This window comes from Paenibacillus sp. P22 (genome assembly GCF_000469945.2).
GTDB classification, from domain to species: domain Bacteria; phylum Bacillota; class Bacilli; order Paenibacillales; family Paenibacillaceae; genus Paenibacillus_O; species Paenibacillus_O humicus.
Window position 1 is genome coordinate 29,085 of the sequence record NZ_CBRA020000045.1, and the last position, 17,741, is coordinate 46,825.

Below are 17,741 nucleotides of genomic sequence, written 5' to 3' on the forward strand. Positions count from 1 at the left end.
TGGTCAGCCGCGCAGCGGTTCTTACGTGCATAGAAATTTCAGCCGCGAAGCGTACCGATTGTCATACCCGTCCGCGAAGCGTACCACCCGCGAAGCGGCCCACACGCGCAAGCGAATTCCATCCAAGCGAAGGAGAAAACCCAATGAGCATCCGCATCGACTACCACACCCACCACGAGCGCTGCGGCCATGCCGTCGGCGGCCTGGAGGACTACGTCCGCCAAGCGATTGCGACCGGACTGCACCAGATCGGCCTGTCCGACCATATGCCGCTGCTGCACGTCAAGCCGCATGAGTATTATCCCGGAATGGCGATGGCGATGGACGAGCTTCCCCGCTACGTCGAAGAAGCGCTCGCGCTCAAGGAGAAATACAAAGGCGACATCGATATCCGGGTCGGAATGGAAGGCGATTATATCGAAGGCTACGAGGAAAAAATAGCGGAGCTGATCGATGCCTATCCGTGGGATTACGTCATCGGCTCGGTCCATTTTCTCGGCACATGGGACATTACCGACTATCGGCAGACGGGCGGCTGGGAGATGCGCGACCCTATGGCCGTCTACGAGCGCTACTACGATGCGGTAGGCAAAGCCGCGCGAAGCGGCCTGTACGATTATATCGGGCATATCGACGTCATCAAGCGGTTCGGCTTCCGTCCCCAGGACGATGTGACCCGTCTGGAGGATGCGGCGCTGGAAGCGGTCCGGGAGGCCGATCTGGCGATCGAGCTGAACGCATCGGGACTGCGGATGCCTTGCGCGGTGATGTTCCCTGGACCCCGGATGCTGAAAAAAGCGTGCGAGCTCGGCATTCCGGTCACTCTCGGCTCCGACTGCCATCAGCCGGAGCGGCTGGAGCAATACTTGCCGGAAGCGCGCATGAGGCTGAAAGAAGCCGGTTACGGGCAGCTTGCCACGTTCCAGAGCCGAAAACGGTTACTTATCGATTTTTGAATTCTGCGGCATACCATGTATAATAGACGTGTCGAACATGCAGGGGTTTAGCAGGATGATGTCAAATTTTTGGTTGGAACGCTCAGGAGGGTATCATGTTTAGCGACAAGTTGCGAATTTTCTCGGGTTCGTCGAATCCGGAACTGGCGAAGAAGATCAGCGGGGAACTGGGACTGCCGCTCGGGGCGATCAAGCTGTCCAAGTTCAAGAGCGGAGAGATTTACTGCCACTACGAGGAGACGATCCGGAACTGCCACGTGTTCCTGGTGCAGTCGTTCTCGTATCCCATCAACGAGCATCTGGTGGAGCTTCTCGTCATGATCGATGCCGCCAAGCGCGCATCGGCCAAGACCGTCAACATCATCATGCCGTACTACGGCTATGCGCGCCAGGAGCGCAAGTCCGCGCCGCGCGAGCCGATTTCGGCCAAGATGCTGGCGGACATCCTGACTACCGTCGGAGCGACGCGCATCATCACCATCGATCTTCATGCTCCGGCTATCCAAGGCTTCTTCAATATTCCGGTAGACCATCTCACGGCTCTTGACCTTATCAGCGATTATCTCAAGAGCAAGAACATCAAGAATCCCGTCGTCGTATCTCCGGATGCAGGCCGGGCGTCTACCGCCGAGAAGCTGGCCAACTACCTGGACTCGCCATTCGCAATCATGATCAAAAAACGCCCGGCCCACAACGAGTCGGTCATCACCCACGTCATCGGGGACGTGGAAGGGCAGACGCCGATCATCATCGAGGATCTGATCGATACCGGCACGACGATCGTCAACGTCGTCGAGGGGCTCAAGGAGCGCGGGGCCGAGGACGTGTACGTCTGCGCGACGCACCCGCTCTTCTCCGGCAACGCCATCCAGAAGCTGGACCATCCTCTGATCAAGGAGGTCGTCGTGACGGATTCGATTACGCTTCCCGAGATCCGCTCCGACCGCTTCAAGGTTCTCTCCGTCGCGCCTATGCTCGCGGATGCGACCAAGATCATCATGCAGGGCGGCTCCATCAGCACCCTGTTCAAGAACGCCGGCATCTAGCCGCCTCGGAGGCGGACGGGCTCCCTTCCCAATCGGCGAGGGAGAGCCGGCATCATCAACGCGGAAGGCCGATCCCGGCCTTCCGCTTTTTTTCTCATGGGGAACGAGCGGTTCATTCCACATTTTCTACCGTGTAAGGAAGGAATGGTTATGGTATAATCGGATGCATTCGAGTTTTGGGAGATAGAAGAAGGAGGTGCCTTGACCGGGTGGAAGAGGAGAAAAGAACGGCTGCGGACCAGGCAGCAAAGATTATACCGATCCAGTGGGACGCAACGTTCTTCTTCGAGCGCGCCGTACGCTCGATGGACCGCTATCACTACGACAAGGCGCTGAAGTATTTCCGCCGGGCCGTCGAGTACGAGCCGGAGAATCCCGTCAATCACTGCAATCTGGCCGGCATCCTGTCGGAGATGGGCAGCTACGAGGAATCGAACCGGATTCTGATCGAGATTCTGGAGTCCGTCGATTCGGGCATGACGGAATGTTACTTCTATCTGGCCAACAACTACGCCAATATGGAGCAGTACGACAAGGCGGAGCATGCGCTTGTCCGCTACCTGGAAGAAGACGCGGAAGGGCATTACCTGGAGGACGCCGAGGAAATGATGGAGCTGCTGCAGTACGAGCTGAAGCGTCCGACCCCGGTCGTCACGATCAAAGCCCGCGGCGGAGCCGCCGAGCATGACCAGGCCCGCGCTCTTCTGGAGGAAGGCAAGTTCGCCCAGGCCGCCAAGCTGCTGGAATCGATCGTTGCCGGCAATGCCGACTTTCTGGCCGCGCGCAACAATCTGGCGCTGGCTTACTATTATATGGGGCAATTCGAGAGGGCAATGGAAACGATTCTCGAAGTGCTCGAGCTGGAGGAAGGGAATCTCCACGCTCTCTGCAATCTGGCTATTTTCTATCAGCATGCCGGGGATGCGGAAAAGCTCGCGCCTTTGGCCGGCTTGCTGAGCCGTACGCTTCCTTTTCATCAGGAGCATGTGTTTAAATTGGCCACTACGATGGGTATTCTAGGGGAGCACGAGTGTGCGCTGCGCCACTTCAAGCGCCTGATCAAGGACGGTTCGGCGGAGAGCGACGGGTCCTTGTACCACTATGCCGCCGTCGCCGCGGTCCATGTCGGCCGCCCGGAGGAAGCCCGCCAGCTGTGGCGCCACGCGCTGAAGCGGGACCCGCAGTCCGATGTCGCCCCTTACTATCTGGAGCAGCTTCAGCGGGGGGAGCTTGCCGGGGAGCCGATCGCGGCCAGCTACCACTACCACCTTCCGTTCGAGGAGCAGTTCCGGATGTGGGAGAAGCTGCCGGGCGGCATGCCGGACGGCATGAAGACGAATCCTCTCGTGCGGTCCTCCTTCTTCTGGGCGCTGCGCAACGGAGACCGCAAGACGAAGCTTCAGGTGATTCAGGCGCTCGCCTTGATCGCGGATCATGAGGTGAAGGAAGCCCTTCAGGCGCTCCTGCTCGAACCGGAGGAGGATGACGATCTCAAGCGGATGGCGCTGTTCGCTCTTCGTTCCATCGGCGTGGAGGATACCCTTCCCGCGGTGATGGGGGGAGAAGCCAGGCAGCTTGCCCCGGGCTCCGGGCCGTCCAGGCTGCCGGTATGGGAAGAGAAATGGCAGCTGGTGCTGGATGCGGCCTATGAGAAAATGGGCAAACAGTACGGCTTGATCCAGCAATATGAGCTGATGACGCTCTGGGTCGACTTCCTGACTCGCGTCTATCCCGATGTGCCGAAGCTGGGCAAGGCGGAAGGATGGTCTGCCGCGCTGGAATACTTGACGGCCAAGATGCACCGCCGCGCCATCTCCTACCAAGAAGTGGCCCAGCGCTACGGAACATCGGTCGCCACCGTCAGCAAGAACGCGAAGCGCATCGATGAAGTATGCGGCATCAAGGAAAAGGCCAAGAGCATCCGGGCGGTCTTCCTTCCTTGATGGAAGCTTCATCCAGCACCATGAACGTTTCATGAAGAAGCGGCGGCGTCTTTGACGGATTGCCCTGCCATGGATTAGAATAAGAATAATTATAATCAAGCAGGCAATTTAGGAGGTAACATCCATGTACAAGTCCATTATCATCGGTACCGGCCCGTCCGGTTTGACCGCTGCGATCTATCTGGCCCGCGCCAACCTCAGCCCTCTCGTCATCGAAGGACCGGAGCCGGGCGGCCAGCTGACGACGACGACGGAAGTCGAGAACTTCCCCGGATTCCCGGATGGCATCATGGGTCCTGAGCTCATGGCCAACATGCGCAAGCAGGCCGAGCGTTTCGGCGCTGAATTCCGTACGGGCTGGGTCAACAGCGTCGACCTGTCGGAGCGTCCGTTCAAGATCCAGGTGGAAGGCCAAGGCGAGCTTGTCGCCGAATCCCTGATCATCTCGACCGGCGCATCCGCGCGTTACCTCGGCATTCCCGGAGAGAAGGAGAACGTCGGACGCGGAGTCAGCACTTGCGCCACTTGCGACGGCTTCTTCTTCCGCGGCAAAAAGATCATCGTGGTCGGAGGCGGAGATTCCGCCATGGAGGAGGCCAACTTCCTCACCCGCTTTGCGACCAACGTCGACCTGGTCCACCGCCGCGACGAGATGCGCGCATCCAAAATCATGCAGGACCGCGCCCGCGACAACGAGAAGATCAGCTTCGCCCTCAACCGCACGCCGGTTGAAGTCGTTGCAGGCCCGCTCGGCGTGACCGGACTGAAGGTCCGCAACAACGAGAGCGGCCAAGAGGAGATCCTCGAGACCAACGGCATCTTCGTCGCCATCGGCCACACGCCGAACACGAAGTTCCTGGGCGGCCAGATCGACACCGACGATCATGGCTACATCATGGTGAAGCCGGGAACGACGGAAACGAACGTCCCGGGCGTATTCGCTTGCGGCGACGTGCAGGACTTGAAGTACCGCCAGGCCATTACGGCCGCCGGCAGCGGCTGCATGGCAGCGCTGGACTGCGAGAAGTACCTGGAAGGCTCCATGGTGCATGACTGGAGCCAGACGCTGTAATCGAGCTTATCCCATAGGCTGCTATCCGGATCAATGCCAGTTGACCGGGTGGCGGCTTTTTTACCCTTTCCGGGGAGATTCGGTTCCGATAGGGAGAGTTGCAGGCTCGATTTCGCCGTTTTCCGGGATTTTCGCCGCCGAGCTTGGAACCGGAAGACGCCATGGCGGCGCGATTCGCCGGGCCGCGTTGTTACCTTGACCTGGACTATGGCTTGCCTTATAGTAACTTAAAGAAGTTAACTTATAATTGAGGTGGCTAACACATGTCAGAAACAATCTACGTTGGAGCGGATATCGGCGGCACCGCCATCAAAGTTGGAGTTTGCAGCGCGGTGGGCGATTTGCTCCGGACGTATGAGGGCCCGACGGAAGCTTCCCAGGGCGCAGAGCGCATCGTGGACAACATTGTGGCGTACGTGCGCCATGTCGTCGGCGAGGCGGGCTTTGCCTGGGAACAAGTAGGCGGAGTCGGCGTCGGGATCGCAGGTTTCCTGGACATCCCGAATGGCATCGTGAAGTTCTCCAACAATTTGAATATACGCAACGTGCCTCTCAAGCAGCTGCTTGAAGAGAAGCTGAACAAGACCGTCAAGGTCAACAACGACGCCAATGTCGCCGCTCTCGGCGAAGCTTGGGCCGGAGCGGGCCGCGGCATTCCGAACTGCGTCTGCTACACGCTCGGCACCGGCGTAGGGGGCGGAGTCATCATCAACGGCCGCATCTATGAAGGCTTCGGCGGCATGGCCGGAGAGCTCGGCCACATGTCGATCGTGCCCGATCTGGAAGCGATCCAGTGCACTTGCGGCAAAACCGGCTGCCTGGAGACGGTATCCTCCGCCACCGGCATCATCCGCATGGCCAAGGATGCCGTGGAGCGCGGCGACCGCACGTCGCTGTCTCTCGAGCCCAACATCATGGCCAAGGAAGTCATCGACGCCGCCAAAGCGGGCGACGAGGTGGCGGCCCGCATCGTGAACCGCGCCGCCTATTACCTGGGCCGGTCGATGGCGGCCACCGCTGTCACCCTGAATCCGCAGCGCTTCATCATCGGCGGAGGCGTCGCCAAGGCCGGCGATTTCCTGTTCGATCAGATCCGCGAAGTGTTCGCCAAATATACGCAGGACCAAGCCAAGGAAGGCGTGGAGATCGTCGCCGCTACACTGGGCAACGATGCAGGCGTCGTCGGCGCGGCCGGACTCATTCTCCGCTCCTAGCAGGCGAAGCCAACCGGGGGCCGGATTTGGATCGGCGGATTTATTCCGGCACCCCCCTAGGGAGGAACAGCATATGGAAACGAATACGCCCAAGCTGGTCATCATTACGGGCATGTCCGGCGCAGGCAAGACGATTGCAGTCCAGAGCCTCGAGGATCTCGGGTTCTTTTGCGTCGACAATCTGCCTCCGGTGCTCATTCCGAAGTTTGCCGAGCTGATCGACGGCTCCAACGGCAAAATCGCCAAAGTGGCGCTCGTCATCGATTTGCGCGGCCGCGAATTTTTCACGGCTTTGTCGGAGTCGCTCGATTATATCAAGAACCACTTTACCTTCCAGCACGAGATTCTGTTCCTGGACGCGACCGACGACGTTCTCGTACGCCGTTACAAGGAGAGCCGGCGCCGGCATCCGCTCGCTCCCAACGGCTTGCCGCTCGAAGGCATCCATCTGGAGAGGCAGCTGCTGGAGGAGCTCAAGAATTCGGCGACACAGACGATCGACACGAGCAAGCTGAAGCCGGCCGAGCTCAAGGAGTCCATCATTTCGCGCTTCACGAATGCCAAGCAGGCGCCGTTTTCGGTGAATGTCACCTCATTCGGCTTCAAGTACGGCATTCCGATCGACGCCGATCTGATCTATGACGTCCGCTTCCTGCCGAATCCGCATTACGTCGAGCATCTGCGTCCGCGCACCGGACAGGAGCAGGATGTATATGATTATGTTATGAAGTGGCCGGATACCCAGATGTTTCTTACCAAGCTTCTCGACATGCTGCAATTTCTCATCCCCCTGTACCGCAAGGAGGGCAAGAGTCAGGTTGTCATCGGAATCGGCTGTACGGGCGGCAAGCACCGTTCCGTCGCCATTTCGGAATATCTCGGGCGCATGCTCGGCAGCAGCGAGACGGAATCGGTCCGGGTGAGCCATCGCGATGCCGGACGTGACCGTCCTTAAGGCGGGACTTATATGGCAAGCAGCAAATCCAAGGCTCCACTACCGAAAATCGTCGTCATCGGCGGCGGCACCGGCTTGTCCGTCATGCTCCGCGGCCTCAAGGAGAAGCCGCTCGACATCACGGCGATCGTTACCGTAGCCGATGACGGCGGCAGCTCCGGCGTCCTTCGCAGCGAGCTTCAAATTCCTCCACCGGGCGACATCCGCAACGTGCTCATGGCGTTGGCGGATGTCGAGCCGCTTTTATCGGAGATGCTTCAATACCGGTTCCCGAGCGGCACCGGACTTGCCGGCCACAGCCTGGGCAATCTCATGCTGGCGGCGATGACGGATATATCCGGCGACTTCGTGACCGGGGTCAGGGAGCTGAGCCGGGTGCTCGCCGTTCGCGGCACGGTGCTGCCGGCGTCGGATCAGGCGATCGTGCTCAAGGCCGAGCTGGAGGACGGAACGATCGTCGAGGGCGAGTCCAATATTCCGCTGGCCGGGCAGCCGATCAAGCGGGTGTTCATCGAGCCTCCCGACGTGGAGCCGCTCGAGGAAGCGTGCCAGGCGATCCAGGAGGCGGATGCGATCCTGATCGGACCCGGCAGCTTGTACACGAGCATTATTCCCAATCTGCTCGTGCCGAAGCTGGCGGAATGCATCGTTCAGTCGAATGCGATCAAGATTTTCATCTGCAATGTCATGACCCAGCCGGGCGAGACGGACGATTATGCGGTGAGCGATCATCTGGAAGCGGTGCACCGCCATATCGGCCACCAGCTGTTCGATTACGTCATCGTCAACGACGGCGAGATTCCTCCTCAGATCCAGGACCGCTATGCGGAAATGGGAGCGAAGGCTGTCCAGCTCGATCTGGACGAAGTCACGCGCCGGGGATACAAGGTCATCGCAGACCGCCTGGTGCTGTTCCGCACTTATTTGCGGCATGATGCCGTGCGGTTGAGCCATCATATCTATCAGCTTGTAGAGAGCTGGATGCAAAGAAAGGGGTGAAGAGATGAGCTTTGCGGCCCAGACCAAAAAAGAACTGACGCTCGTAGACAACCAGGACGCCTGCTGCGAACGGGCGGAGCTGTCCGCTCTGATCCGGATGAACGGATCGGTGCACTTGGCCAGCCGCAAGGTCATCCTCGACATCTCGACGGAGAATGCGGCCATCGCGCGCCGGATCTACAGCCTGATCAAGAAGATATTCGACGTCCATACCGAGCTGCTTGTCCGCAAGAAGATGAGGCTGAAGAAGAACAATGTCTACATTGTCCGGATTCCGGCCAAGGTCCAGGAAATTCTCAAGGATCTGAACATCGTTTCCGAAGGATTCATGTTCAATCAGGGCATAGATAAGGATATGATCAAACGTCCTTGCTGCAAGCGCGCTTACCTGCGCGGCGCTTTCCTGGCCGGCGGCTCCGTCAACAACCCCGAAGGCTCCTCCTATCATTTGGAGATTTCCTGCATGTACGAGGAGCATTGCGGGGCACTGGTGGCGCTGGCCAACAAATTCGGGCTGAACGCCCGGTGCATCGAGCGCAAGAAAGGATTCATCTTCTACATCAAGGAAGGCGAGAAGATCATCGAGCTGCTGAACATCATCGGCGCTCATCAGGCTTTGTTCAAATTCGAGGATGTCCGCATCATGCGCGACATGAGGAACTCCGTCAACCGCATCGTCAACTGCGAGACGGCCAACCTCAACAAGACGATCGGAGCTGCCGTGCGCCAGATCGACAATATCCGTCTGCTGCAGAAGGAGATGGGACTGGAGAACCTGCCCGAGAAGCTTCGAGAGGTGGCGGAAATCCGTCTTCTGCATCCCGACATGAACCTCAAGGAAGTCGGCGAGATGCTGAAGGGCTCGGTCAGCAAGTCCGGCGTGAACCACAGGCTTCGCAAAATCGACGAGCTGGCCGAAAAATTGCGTGGAAGCTGAACTTTTAACTTACACGGGCCGATGGTATAATGGTAGCAATCGTGGCCAGATTTCCTCATACCTGAAACGGATGATGTTACCGAGCGCGTGAAGCGCCGTTGCAGCAGTGAAAATGAACTAGGGGGTATAGATTTCATGACCAGACAACCCGTTGTCGTTAGACTCAAGACGGGTCTTCACGCAAGACCGGCTGCACTCTTCGTGCAGGAAGCGAACAAGTTCTCTTCCGAGATTTTCGTGGAAAAGGACGAGAAGAAAGTAAACGCCAAGTCCATCATGGGCATCATGAGCCTTGCGATCAGCTCCGGCACGGAAGTTTACGTCAGTGCCGAGGGTTCGGATGCAGAGCAGGCTGTAAACGCTTTAGTCTCCCTGGTGAGCAAGGAAGAGCTCGAGAACCAATAAATCAGCCTCCGGGCGCTGCATGCGCAGCCTCGGACGCGCTTCACGAAAGCTCCCGCAGGGGGCTTTTTTTGATTTGCTTGAAACCAGCGGCGCGGATGCCTATGGCGCAAAGGCCTGCAAAGGCTTCCTGCAAAGGCAGACTGCAAGTGGCGACTGCAAGTGCCTCCAGCAAGTGCCTTCAGCAAGTGCCGACTGCAAGTGGCGACTGCAAGTGGCGAGTGCAAAATGCCGACTACAAGTGGCGACTGCAAATGCCTCCTGCAAATGCATCTCCCGGCGTGAACTGAGCTTTTATCGCCTATGGCATGGTGAAGTGGGATAAAAGGCCCTTCATGCTCCTGATGCTTCGATTTGACCCGGTGGTAATGGCTTTACAGACAATTGCATGGATTATCGGACATAGGATCCGCTATTGGACTCGATTTTGTCATTAAAATAAATTTAAAGGACATAGGATCCGTTATTTTCCTAAAAAAGGGTCAAATGGTCGCGGTTGAGCCCGAATAACGGATCGTATGTCCGATAATCATCGAAATGGGCTTAAATCATCTAAATAACGGATCTTATGTCCGATAAGGATCGAAACATGTTGGCGCCATAGGGTTGGGATCGTATGTCCGCTATAAATTGAAGCATGCTGGAAAGCCATTGGGTTGGTAACGTATGTTCGATAAGGATTGAAACAAGCTGGAAAGTCATTGGGTTGGTATCATATGTACGCTATGGATCGAAACAGTTGGAGCCATAGGGTTGGGATCGTATGACCGCTGCTATAAATTGAAGCATGCTGGAAGTCATTGGTTTGGAATCGTATGTCCGACCAACCATCGAAGACTTGCAGGGGCCATTAGATTTGCCCGCATGTCCTCCAATCCCCCATCCAGGTCTCAAAGTCAATAATATCGTCAATCCTTGATGGTAAATGCAACCTTTTGCATGTGCATGCCGTTTCAAGAGGACAACACCTAAGGAGGCGCTGGGAATGGACAAACGAAATGCGGCTGGCGGGCTGATGCAAAAGAGCAAGGTGCTGCTTCTAGCGGCGGGAATCACAGCGGGATCGTTGATGGCGTGGAATGCTTTTGGCGGTCAGCCGCTCAACAAGCCGGCTTTTGCCGCGGGAACGGAGAATGCCGTGATGAATACAGTCGCCGTGACGGGTACAGGCAAGGTGTCGGTCGCGCCGGATATCGCCTATGTATCGGCTGGCGTATCGGTAACGGCCAAGACGGCCAAGGAAGCGCAGGCCGGAGCGGCCAAGAAGTACGATGCCGTGCGCAAGGCGCTGACAGGAACCTTCGGAGTCGCGGAAAAGGATTTGAAGACGACGAACTACTCCGTGCAGCCGCAATACCGCTATACGGATAAAGAAGGCCAAGTGCTGACCGGATACACAGCGGTGCAGGACATCCAGATTTCCTACCGCAACATAGATAAGACCGGCGATCTCGTCGACGGTCTGGCAGCAGCCGGCGCCAATCGGATCAACAACATTTCCTTCGGCACGGAAAAAGGAGACGCCTACACGCAGCAGGCGCTGCAGAAGGCGGTCGAGGCCGCCAAGGTCAAAGCGATGACGCTGGCCCAGGCTTCGGGCCGCACGCTCGGCGAGGTCGTCTCGATCTCGGAGAACGGCGCCCAGGTCGTGCAGCCGGTCATCGAGAGAGCGCAGATGAAGATGGCGGCAGCGTCGGACTCCTCGGCCAATACGGTCGTGGATGCAGGCGAGGTCGACGTCACCTCCGACATCACCGTATTGTTCTCCCTAAAATAGAAAAAGAAAGCAGCCCCCGGCAAATCCGGGGGCTGCTTTTCTTTTCGTCCATTCAGCCGACCTTACAGCTTCTCGATGACTTTGTCGACGAGGCCGTAAGCCGTCGCTTCTTCCGCGCTCATGAAGTTGTCGCGGTCGGTATCCTTCTCGATGCGCTCCAGCGGCTGGCCGGTACGCTCGGACAGGATGGCGTTCAGCTTGTCGCGCATCTTGAGGATGCGGCGGGCACGGATCTCGATGTCGCTCGCCTGGCCTTCGGCTCCGCCGAGCGGCTGATGAATCATGACCTCGCTGTTCGGCAGCGCGTAACGCTTGCCCTTGGCGCCTGCTGTCAGCAGGAACGCTCCCATGGAAGCCGCCATGCCGACGCAGATCGTGGAGACATCCGGCTTGATGAACTGCATCGTGTCGTAGATCGCCATGCCGGCCGTAATGGAGCCGCCGGGGCTGTTGATATAAAGCGAGATGTCCTTCTCCGGATCGTCCGCTGCAAGGAACAGCATTTGGGCGATGATGGAGTTGGCCACCACATCGTTGACGCCGGTGCCGAGGAAGATGATGCGGTCCTTGAGCAGCCGGGAATAAATATCATAGGCGCGCTCACCGCGGTTGCTTTGCTCGATGACCATAGGCACAAAATTCATGTCCAAGTGCGAGTCCCTCCTTATAACCTTCATAAATAGTGGATATGCGGGGTGCTGCTTTCTCATTTTAATGGATTGCGATTTTAAAGTCAAATTTGGTCAAAGAGGTCGGGACAGCCTTCAATAGCCCATTTTAACCGGCTTCCTTATTCTCTAAACCTGAGCTTCCGCTTCCGGCAGCCGGAGCGGCGAGGCGGCTTCCCGATCCTAAGTCCGATCTCCTCCGGATGCAAAAAAAGGACCGGCACGAATGCCGGTCCTTCTATGTAATGAAGCCATTGGTGTAAATTGGCGCGCCCGCTAGGAATCGAACCTAGATCTCAGGCTCCGGAGGCCTACGTCATATCCATTGGACCACGGGCGCTTGTAAAAACGTAACGTCTAAGATTGTATAACAGCTGGCAGGAAAAAGCAACACTAAAGGTTTCCGTAAAAAGAAATCCGAAAATTGGGTGTCGGCAACCGTTTTCATCGGGTATTCCTCACTTGCGGGGGTTATCTAAAAGAGGTAAAATAATGGTGTGGGACGTAAAATGAATGGCCGGGACGAAAAATGTCCCAATACGGCCATGCACGAGTGGAGTGGGGGCGCTCATGCGCAGCATTATTGATTTGCAGCGTCAGCTCGTTCCGGATCTCGTCGATACGCTCCGCCGCCGTTATGCGATTCTGCATCAGGTCATGCTCTCGGACATGATCGGCCGCCGGACGCTCGCCGCCTCCCTGTCGATGACGGAGAGAGTTCTGAGAGCCGAGACCGACTTCCTCAAGGAACAGGGCTTGCTGGAGATCAAATCCTCCGGCATGTCCATCAGCCCGGCCGGCCGCCGGCTGCTGGAGGAGATGGAGCCAGAGCTCGGAGGGCTGCTCGGGCTCAGCGACCTGGAGGAGAAGCTCAAGCAGCGGTTCGGCTTGCAGAAGGTCATCATCGTGCCCGGCGATTCCGAGAAGTCGGACAGCGCCAAGCGGGAGCTTGGCCGCGCCGGAGCCGCGGCGCTCCTGCAGGTGCTGGGCGAGCGGGATGTCGTGGCGGTGACCGGAGGAACGACGCTTGCGGGCGTCGCCTCGCAGCTCGCCTCGAGCTCGCCGCGCCGGAGCAACCTGTTCGTGCCGGCGCGAGGCGGGCTCGGAGAGAGCCTGGAATACCAGGCGAGCACAATCGTCTCGACGATGGCCAAGCGGACGGGAGCGCAGTACCGGATGCTTCACGTCCCGGACCATCTCAGCGAAGAGGCCTACACGAGCCTCATGCAGGAGCCCGGAGTGAAGGAGATCGTCGAGGTCATCCGCAGCGCACGCATCGTCATCCACGGCATCGGAGACGCCATGGTGATGGCCCGGCGCAGACGGATCGACAGCGGACTGGTCGACTCCCTCAAGGCGGACGGCGCGCTTGCCGAAGCCTGGGGCTACTACTTCGACCGCAGCGGCAACGTCGTGCACAAGATGCAGACCGCCGGCATCCGCCTGGAGGACATCATGACGACCGAGGTCGTCATCGGGGTGGCCGGCGGCCGCTCCAAGGCGGAGGCCATCTCCGCGGTGCTGAGATTCGGCCACGAGGACATCCTCGTCACCGACGAGGCCGCCGCCCTCGAAATCGCGGCGCTGACGGAATAAGAGCCATGCCGCAAGGCGATAATGGTTCTTGTCCTTCCAGGCGCCGCGGGAACAGACTTGTTTTCATGGCAATCCGCGGGCTCTGCGCCTGCCAGGGGCAGGGCATGCGAATTGCTTTGAGATAGATGCATCATCAAACTTCATTTAACAGGAGGAATATCAACCATGGTTAAAGTTGGTATTAACGGATTTGGCCGTATCGGACGCAACGTCTTCCGCGCAGCACTGAACAACAGCGAGGTTCAAATCGTCGCTGTGAACGACCTGACGGACACGAAAACGCTGGCCCACCTGCTGAAATATGACACCACCCACGGCGTCCTGGACGCTACGGTAGAAGCTAAAGAAGGCGCGCTTGTCGTCAACGGCCGCGAGATCAAAGTCTTTGCCGAGCGCAACCCGGAAAACCTGCCTTGGGGCTCCGTAGGCGCAGAAATCGTCGTTGAATCGACGGGCATCTTCACGGCTAAAGAAAAAGCCGAGCTTCACCTGAAAGGCGGAGCGAAAAAAGTCATCATCTCCGCTCCGGCTACGAACGAAGACATCACGATCGTCATGGGCGTAAACGAAGATCAATACGACGCTTCGGCTCACACGGTCATCTCCAACGCTTCTTGTACGACGAACTGCCTGGCTCCTTTCGCCAAAGTTCTGAACGACAAGTTCGGCATCGTAAAAGGCATGATGACGACGATCCACTCCTACACGAACGACCAATCCGTACTGGACGTTCCTCACAAGGACCTGCGCCGCGCGCGCGCTGCCGCAGAAAACATCATTCCTTCCTCCACGGGCGCTGCCAAAGCCGTCTCCCTCGTTCTGCCTGAGCTCAAAGGCAAGCTGAACGGCATGGCTATGCGCGTTCCTACGAAAAACGTTTCCGTAACGGATCTCGTAGCCGAAGTGAAATCGAATGTAACGGTCGAAGAAGTGAACGCTGCCCTGAAGGAAGCTTCCGAAGGCTCCATGAAAGGCATCCTGTTCTACTCCGAAGAGCCGCTCGTATCGAGCGACTACAACGGCAATGCCGCTTCCTCCACGATCGACGCCCTGTCGACGATGGTTGTCGAAGGCAACATGGTCAAAGTCATCTCCTGGTACGACAATGAGTGGGGCTACTCCAACCGTGTCGTCGACCTGGCTGCTTACATCGCTTCCAAAGGCCTGTAAGAAGCTTCTAATCGCATAGACGATTCCACAGCTAAAGAGGAGAGACGATTGATCGTTCTCCTCTTTAGCAATGTTTTATCCATAGAAATCACTACCGGGAGGGCGAGCAGCTGTGAACAAGAAGAGCGTTCGTGATGTGGAAGTAGCGGGCAAGCGCGTATTCGTACGCGTCGATTTCAACGTGCCGATGGAAAATGGATCGATTACCGATGACACCCGGATCCGGGAAACGCTGCCTACGATCCAGTACCTGATCGAGAAGGGCGCGCGCGTCATTCTGGCCGCGCACTTCGGCCGTCCTGGCGGCGAAGTGAAGGAAGAGCTGCGCCTGACTCCGGTCGCTGCGCGCCTGGCCGAGCTGATCGGCAAGCCGGTCGCCAAAGCCGACGATACCGCCGGTCCCGATGCGCAGGCCAAAGCCGCCGCGCTGCAGGACGGCGACGTGCTGCTGCTCGAAAACACCCGCTTCAACCCCGGCGAGGAGAAGAACGATCCGGAATTCGCGAAGCAGCTTGCTTCGCTGGCCGACCTGTTCGTGAATGACGCCTTCGGCGCCGCTCACCGCGCCCATGCTTCCACGGAAGGCATCGCCCACCTGCTTCCGGCCGTATCCGGCCTTCTGATGGAGAAGGAGCTGGACGTGCTGGGCAAGGCGCTGAACAATCCGGAGCGTCCGTTCACGGCTATTGTCGGCGGTTCCAAGGTCAAGGACAAAATCGACGTCATCAACAAGATGATCGAGATCGCCGACAACATCCTCATCGGCGGCGGCCTGTCCTACACGTTCTTCAAGGCTCAAGGCCATGAAATCGGACAATCCCTCGTGGACAACTCCAAGCTTGACCTTGCTCTCGAATTCATCGAGAAAGCCAAGAAGCTCGGCAAAAACTTCCTGATTCCGGTCGATATCGTCGTATCCGACGACTTCAGCAAGGACGCCAACACGAAGATCGTCGACGTGGACGGCATTCCTGCCGACTGGGAAGGCATCGACATCGGGCCGAAAACCCGCGAGCTGTATGCCAAAGTCATCAAGGAATCCAAGCTGGTCGTCTGGAACGGCCCGATGGGCGTATTCGAGATCGAGCCGTTCTCGCACGGCACCCGCGCCGTTGCGCAAGCTTGCGCCGAGACGGAAGGCTACACGGTCATCGGCGGCGGCGATTCCGCTGCGGCAGCCGAGAAATTCCATCTGGCCGACAAGATGGACCATATCTCCACGGGCGGCGGCGCTTCCCTGGAGTTCATGGAAGGCAAGGTTCTTCCGGGCGTAGTCGCCCTTAACGATAAGTAACATCTCTTTCTCCCGAGCGGAGCGAGGGGAAAAAGGCTGGCGAAATCCGGCAGGCGAAGCAGGCAGAATGGCCGTGGAGAAGCTTGTCCCGCAACTTTCACGTCGACGTCATTCGACGATTATGGAAGCGGGATAAGCGGTCGCATTTGAAGACGGAATTCTCCCCTTTAGACGGGTGGATGAAAAAGAATTCCGGCTTGAGCAGCGATCGGAACGGTCTTCTGCATGTGCAGCCTCGTTTCCGGATGCGCAGCCCAGTTTTCAGGAGAGGAATGATATCCATGGCAAGAACTCCAATCATCGCAGGCAACTGGAAAATGTTCAAAACGGTATCCGAGGCCGTATCCTTCTTCAGCGAAGTGAAGGGCGGAGCCGAGGTTGACGGCGTCGAGAGCGTCATCTGCGCTCCGTACACGACGCTGCCGGCCCTCGTCGAGGCGGCCAAAGGAACGAAAATCGCCATCGGCGCGCAAAACCTTCATTTTGAAGACAACGGCGCGTTCACCGGCGAAATCTCCGGTCTCATGCTGGCCGATCTCGGCGTGAAATACGTCATTGTCGGCCACTCCGAGCGCCGCGCGTACTTCGGCGAGACGGACGAGATCGTGAACAAGAAAGTCGCGGCCGCGTTCAAGCACGGCCTGACCCCGATCGTCTGCGTCGGCGAAAAGCTCGAAGAGCGCGAAGCCGGCGACACGAAAAACGTCTGCAAAGTGCAGACGCAAGGCGCGTTCCAAGGCCTGTCCGCCGAGCAGGCTGCCGAAGTCGTCATCGCCTACGAGCCGATCTGGGCGATCGGCACCGGCAAATCCTCCACGGCTGAAGACGCCGAGGATGTCATCGCCTACATCCGTGAAGTCGTTGCCGGACTGTACGACCAAGCGACGGCGGACGCGGTACGCATCCAGTACGGCGGCAGCGTGAAGCCGGCCAACGTGAAGGAATACATGGGCCAGGCGAACATCGACGGCGCCCTCGTGGGCGGCGCAAGTCTGGAACCGGCTTCCTACATCGCTCTGGTCGAGGGGGCGAAGTAACATGGCTCCCAAACCGGTCGCACTGATCATCATGGACGGCTTCGGCCTCCGCAATGATGTCGTGGGCAACGCGGTCGCTCAGGCCAATAAGCCGAACTACGACCGCTTCATGGCCCAGTTCCCCCATACGACGCTGACCGCCTGCGGCGAAGCCGTCGGCCTTCCCGAAGGCCAGATGGGCAACTCCGAGGTCGGCCATCTGAACATCGGTGCGGGACGCATCGTCTATCAGGACCTCACCCGGATCACGAAGTCGATCCGCGACGGCGAGTTCTTCGACAACGATACGCTGCTCGGCGCCGTGCGCCATGCCAAGCTGAACGGCAAGAAGCTGCATCTGTACGGCCTGCTCAGCGACGGCGGCGTGCACAGCCATATCCAGCATCTGTTCGCGCTGCTCGAGCTGGCCAAGAAGGAAGGGCTGGATCAGGTTTACATCCATGCTTTCCTCGACGGACGCGACGTCGCTCCGGACAGCGCAGTCGGCTATCTGACCGAGCTGCAGGCGAAGATCGAGGAGCTTGGCATCGGCCGCATCGCGACTGTGCAAGGCCGCTACTATGCGATGGACCGCGACAAGCGCTGGGAGCGCGTGGAGAAGTCCTACCGCGCCATGGTGTACGGAGACGGTCCGAAATACACCGATCCGATCCGCGCCGTGCGGGAATCGTACGA

At 58.3% G+C, this 17,741-nt stretch carries 15 protein-coding genes, 1 tRNA gene and 1 pseudogene; 15 read left to right on the top strand and 2 right to left on the bottom strand.

From position 1 onward, the window contains the following. The first annotated feature begins 149 nt into the window (after window positions 1-149). From hisJ to BN871_RS08455, 10 genes are all read left to right on the top strand, one after another. Window positions 150-956: a histidinol-phosphatase HisJ gene (gene hisJ / locus BN871_RS08410; RefSeq protein ID WP_048745370.1), complete on the top strand. Its 807-nt coding sequence runs from the start codon at window positions 150-152 to the stop codon at window positions 954-956. Between the two features lie 95 nt (window positions 957-1,051). Next, window positions 1,052-2,002, top strand: coding sequence for a ribose-phosphate pyrophosphokinase (locus BN871_RS08415; protein ID WP_048745346.1), 951 nt, complete (start codon window positions 1,052-1,054; stop codon window positions 2,000-2,002). Between the two features lie 209 nt (window positions 2,003-2,211). Next, window positions 2,212-3,945 carry a lipopolysaccharide assembly protein LapB gene (locus BN871_RS08420; RefSeq protein ID WP_048745348.1) on the top strand — a complete coding sequence of 578 codons (1,734 nt, stop codon included), beginning with the start codon at window positions 2,212-2,214 and terminating at the stop codon, window positions 3,943-3,945. A 124-nt stretch (window positions 3,946-4,069) separates the two neighbouring features. Next, the gene (trxB, locus tag BN871_RS08425; RefSeq protein ID WP_021880503.1) at window positions 4,070-5,017 is read left to right on the top strand and encodes a thioredoxin-disulfide reductase; all 948 of its coding nucleotides are present in this window, start codon (window positions 4,070-4,072) and stop codon (window positions 5,015-5,017) included. A gap of 263 nt (window positions 5,018-5,280) precedes the next feature. Beyond that, the gene (locus tag BN871_RS08430) at window positions 5,281-6,231 is read left to right on the top strand and encodes an ROK family glucokinase (RefSeq protein ID WP_048745349.1); all 951 of its coding nucleotides are present in this window, start codon (window positions 5,281-5,283) and stop codon (window positions 6,229-6,231) included. Between the two features lie 73 nt (window positions 6,232-6,304). Beyond that, window positions 6,305-7,186 carry an RNase adapter RapZ gene (gene rapZ, locus BN871_RS08435; protein WP_048745350.1) on the top strand — a complete coding sequence of 294 codons (882 nt, stop codon included), beginning with the start codon at window positions 6,305-6,307 and terminating at the stop codon, window positions 7,184-7,186. A 12-nt stretch (window positions 7,187-7,198) separates the two neighbouring features. Beyond that, on the top strand, window positions 7,199-8,185 hold the full coding sequence (gene yvcK / locus BN871_RS08440; protein WP_021880501.1) for a YvcK family protein: 987 nt from the start codon (window positions 7,199-7,201) through the stop codon (window positions 8,183-8,185). Between the two features lie 4 nt (window positions 8,186-8,189). Further along, a complete protein-coding gene (whiA, locus tag BN871_RS08445; RefSeq protein ID WP_021880500.1) occupies window positions 8,190-9,122 on the top strand; it encodes a DNA-binding protein WhiA in 933 nt (310 codons plus the stop codon). Window positions 9,123-9,257: 135 nt separating this feature from the next. Beyond that, window positions 9,258-9,527 carry an HPr family phosphocarrier protein gene (locus BN871_RS08450; protein WP_048745351.1) on the top strand — a complete coding sequence of 90 codons (270 nt, stop codon included), beginning with the start codon at window positions 9,258-9,260 and terminating at the stop codon, window positions 9,525-9,527. A gap of 982 nt (window positions 9,528-10,509) precedes the next feature. Then, on the top strand, window positions 10,510-11,301 hold the full coding sequence (locus BN871_RS08455) for an SIMPL domain-containing protein (RefSeq protein ID WP_048745352.1): 792 nt from the start codon (window positions 10,510-10,512) through the stop codon (window positions 11,299-11,301). Window positions 11,302-11,363: 62 nt separating this feature from the next. On the opposite strand, the gene clpP is transcribed toward BN871_RS08455, so the two are convergent. Together clpP and BN871_RS08465 are read right to left on the bottom strand one after the other, a co-directional pair. Beyond that, a complete protein-coding gene (clpP, locus tag BN871_RS08460) occupies window positions 11,364-11,945 on the bottom strand; it encodes an ATP-dependent Clp endopeptidase proteolytic subunit ClpP (RefSeq protein WP_174806401.1) in 582 nt (193 codons plus the stop codon). A gap of 289 nt (window positions 11,946-12,234) precedes the next feature. Beyond that, a tRNA-Arg gene (locus tag BN871_RS08465) sits at window positions 12,235-12,309 on the bottom strand. Window positions 12,310-12,539: 230 nt separating this feature from the next. Here BN871_RS08465 and BN871_RS08470 point away from each other — a divergent pair. The 5 genes and pseudogenes from BN871_RS08470 to BN871_RS08490 form a co-directional block, all read left to right on the top strand. Next, window positions 12,540-13,565, top strand: coding sequence for a sugar-binding transcriptional regulator (locus BN871_RS08470; RefSeq protein WP_048745356.1), 1,026 nt, complete (start codon window positions 12,540-12,542; stop codon window positions 13,563-13,565). A 165-nt stretch (window positions 13,566-13,730) separates the two neighbouring features. Next, window positions 13,731-14,735, top strand: coding sequence for a type I glyceraldehyde-3-phosphate dehydrogenase (gene gap / locus BN871_RS08475; protein WP_048745358.1), 1,005 nt, complete (start codon window positions 13,731-13,733; stop codon window positions 14,733-14,735). Window positions 14,736-14,847: 112 nt separating this feature from the next. Then, window positions 14,848-16,029, top strand: coding sequence for a phosphoglycerate kinase (locus BN871_RS08480; RefSeq protein WP_021880449.1), 1,182 nt, complete (start codon window positions 14,848-14,850; stop codon window positions 16,027-16,029). A 281-nt stretch (window positions 16,030-16,310) separates the two neighbouring features. Next, window positions 16,311-17,066, top strand: coding sequence for a triose-phosphate isomerase (tpiA, locus tag BN871_RS08485; RefSeq protein WP_048745360.1), 756 nt, complete (start codon window positions 16,311-16,313; stop codon window positions 17,064-17,066). A gap of 1 nt (window position 17,067) precedes the next feature. After that, window positions 17,068-17,741: pseudogene (locus tag BN871_RS08490) on the top strand (2,3-bisphosphoglycerate-independent phosphoglycerate mutase); the annotation flags it as partial.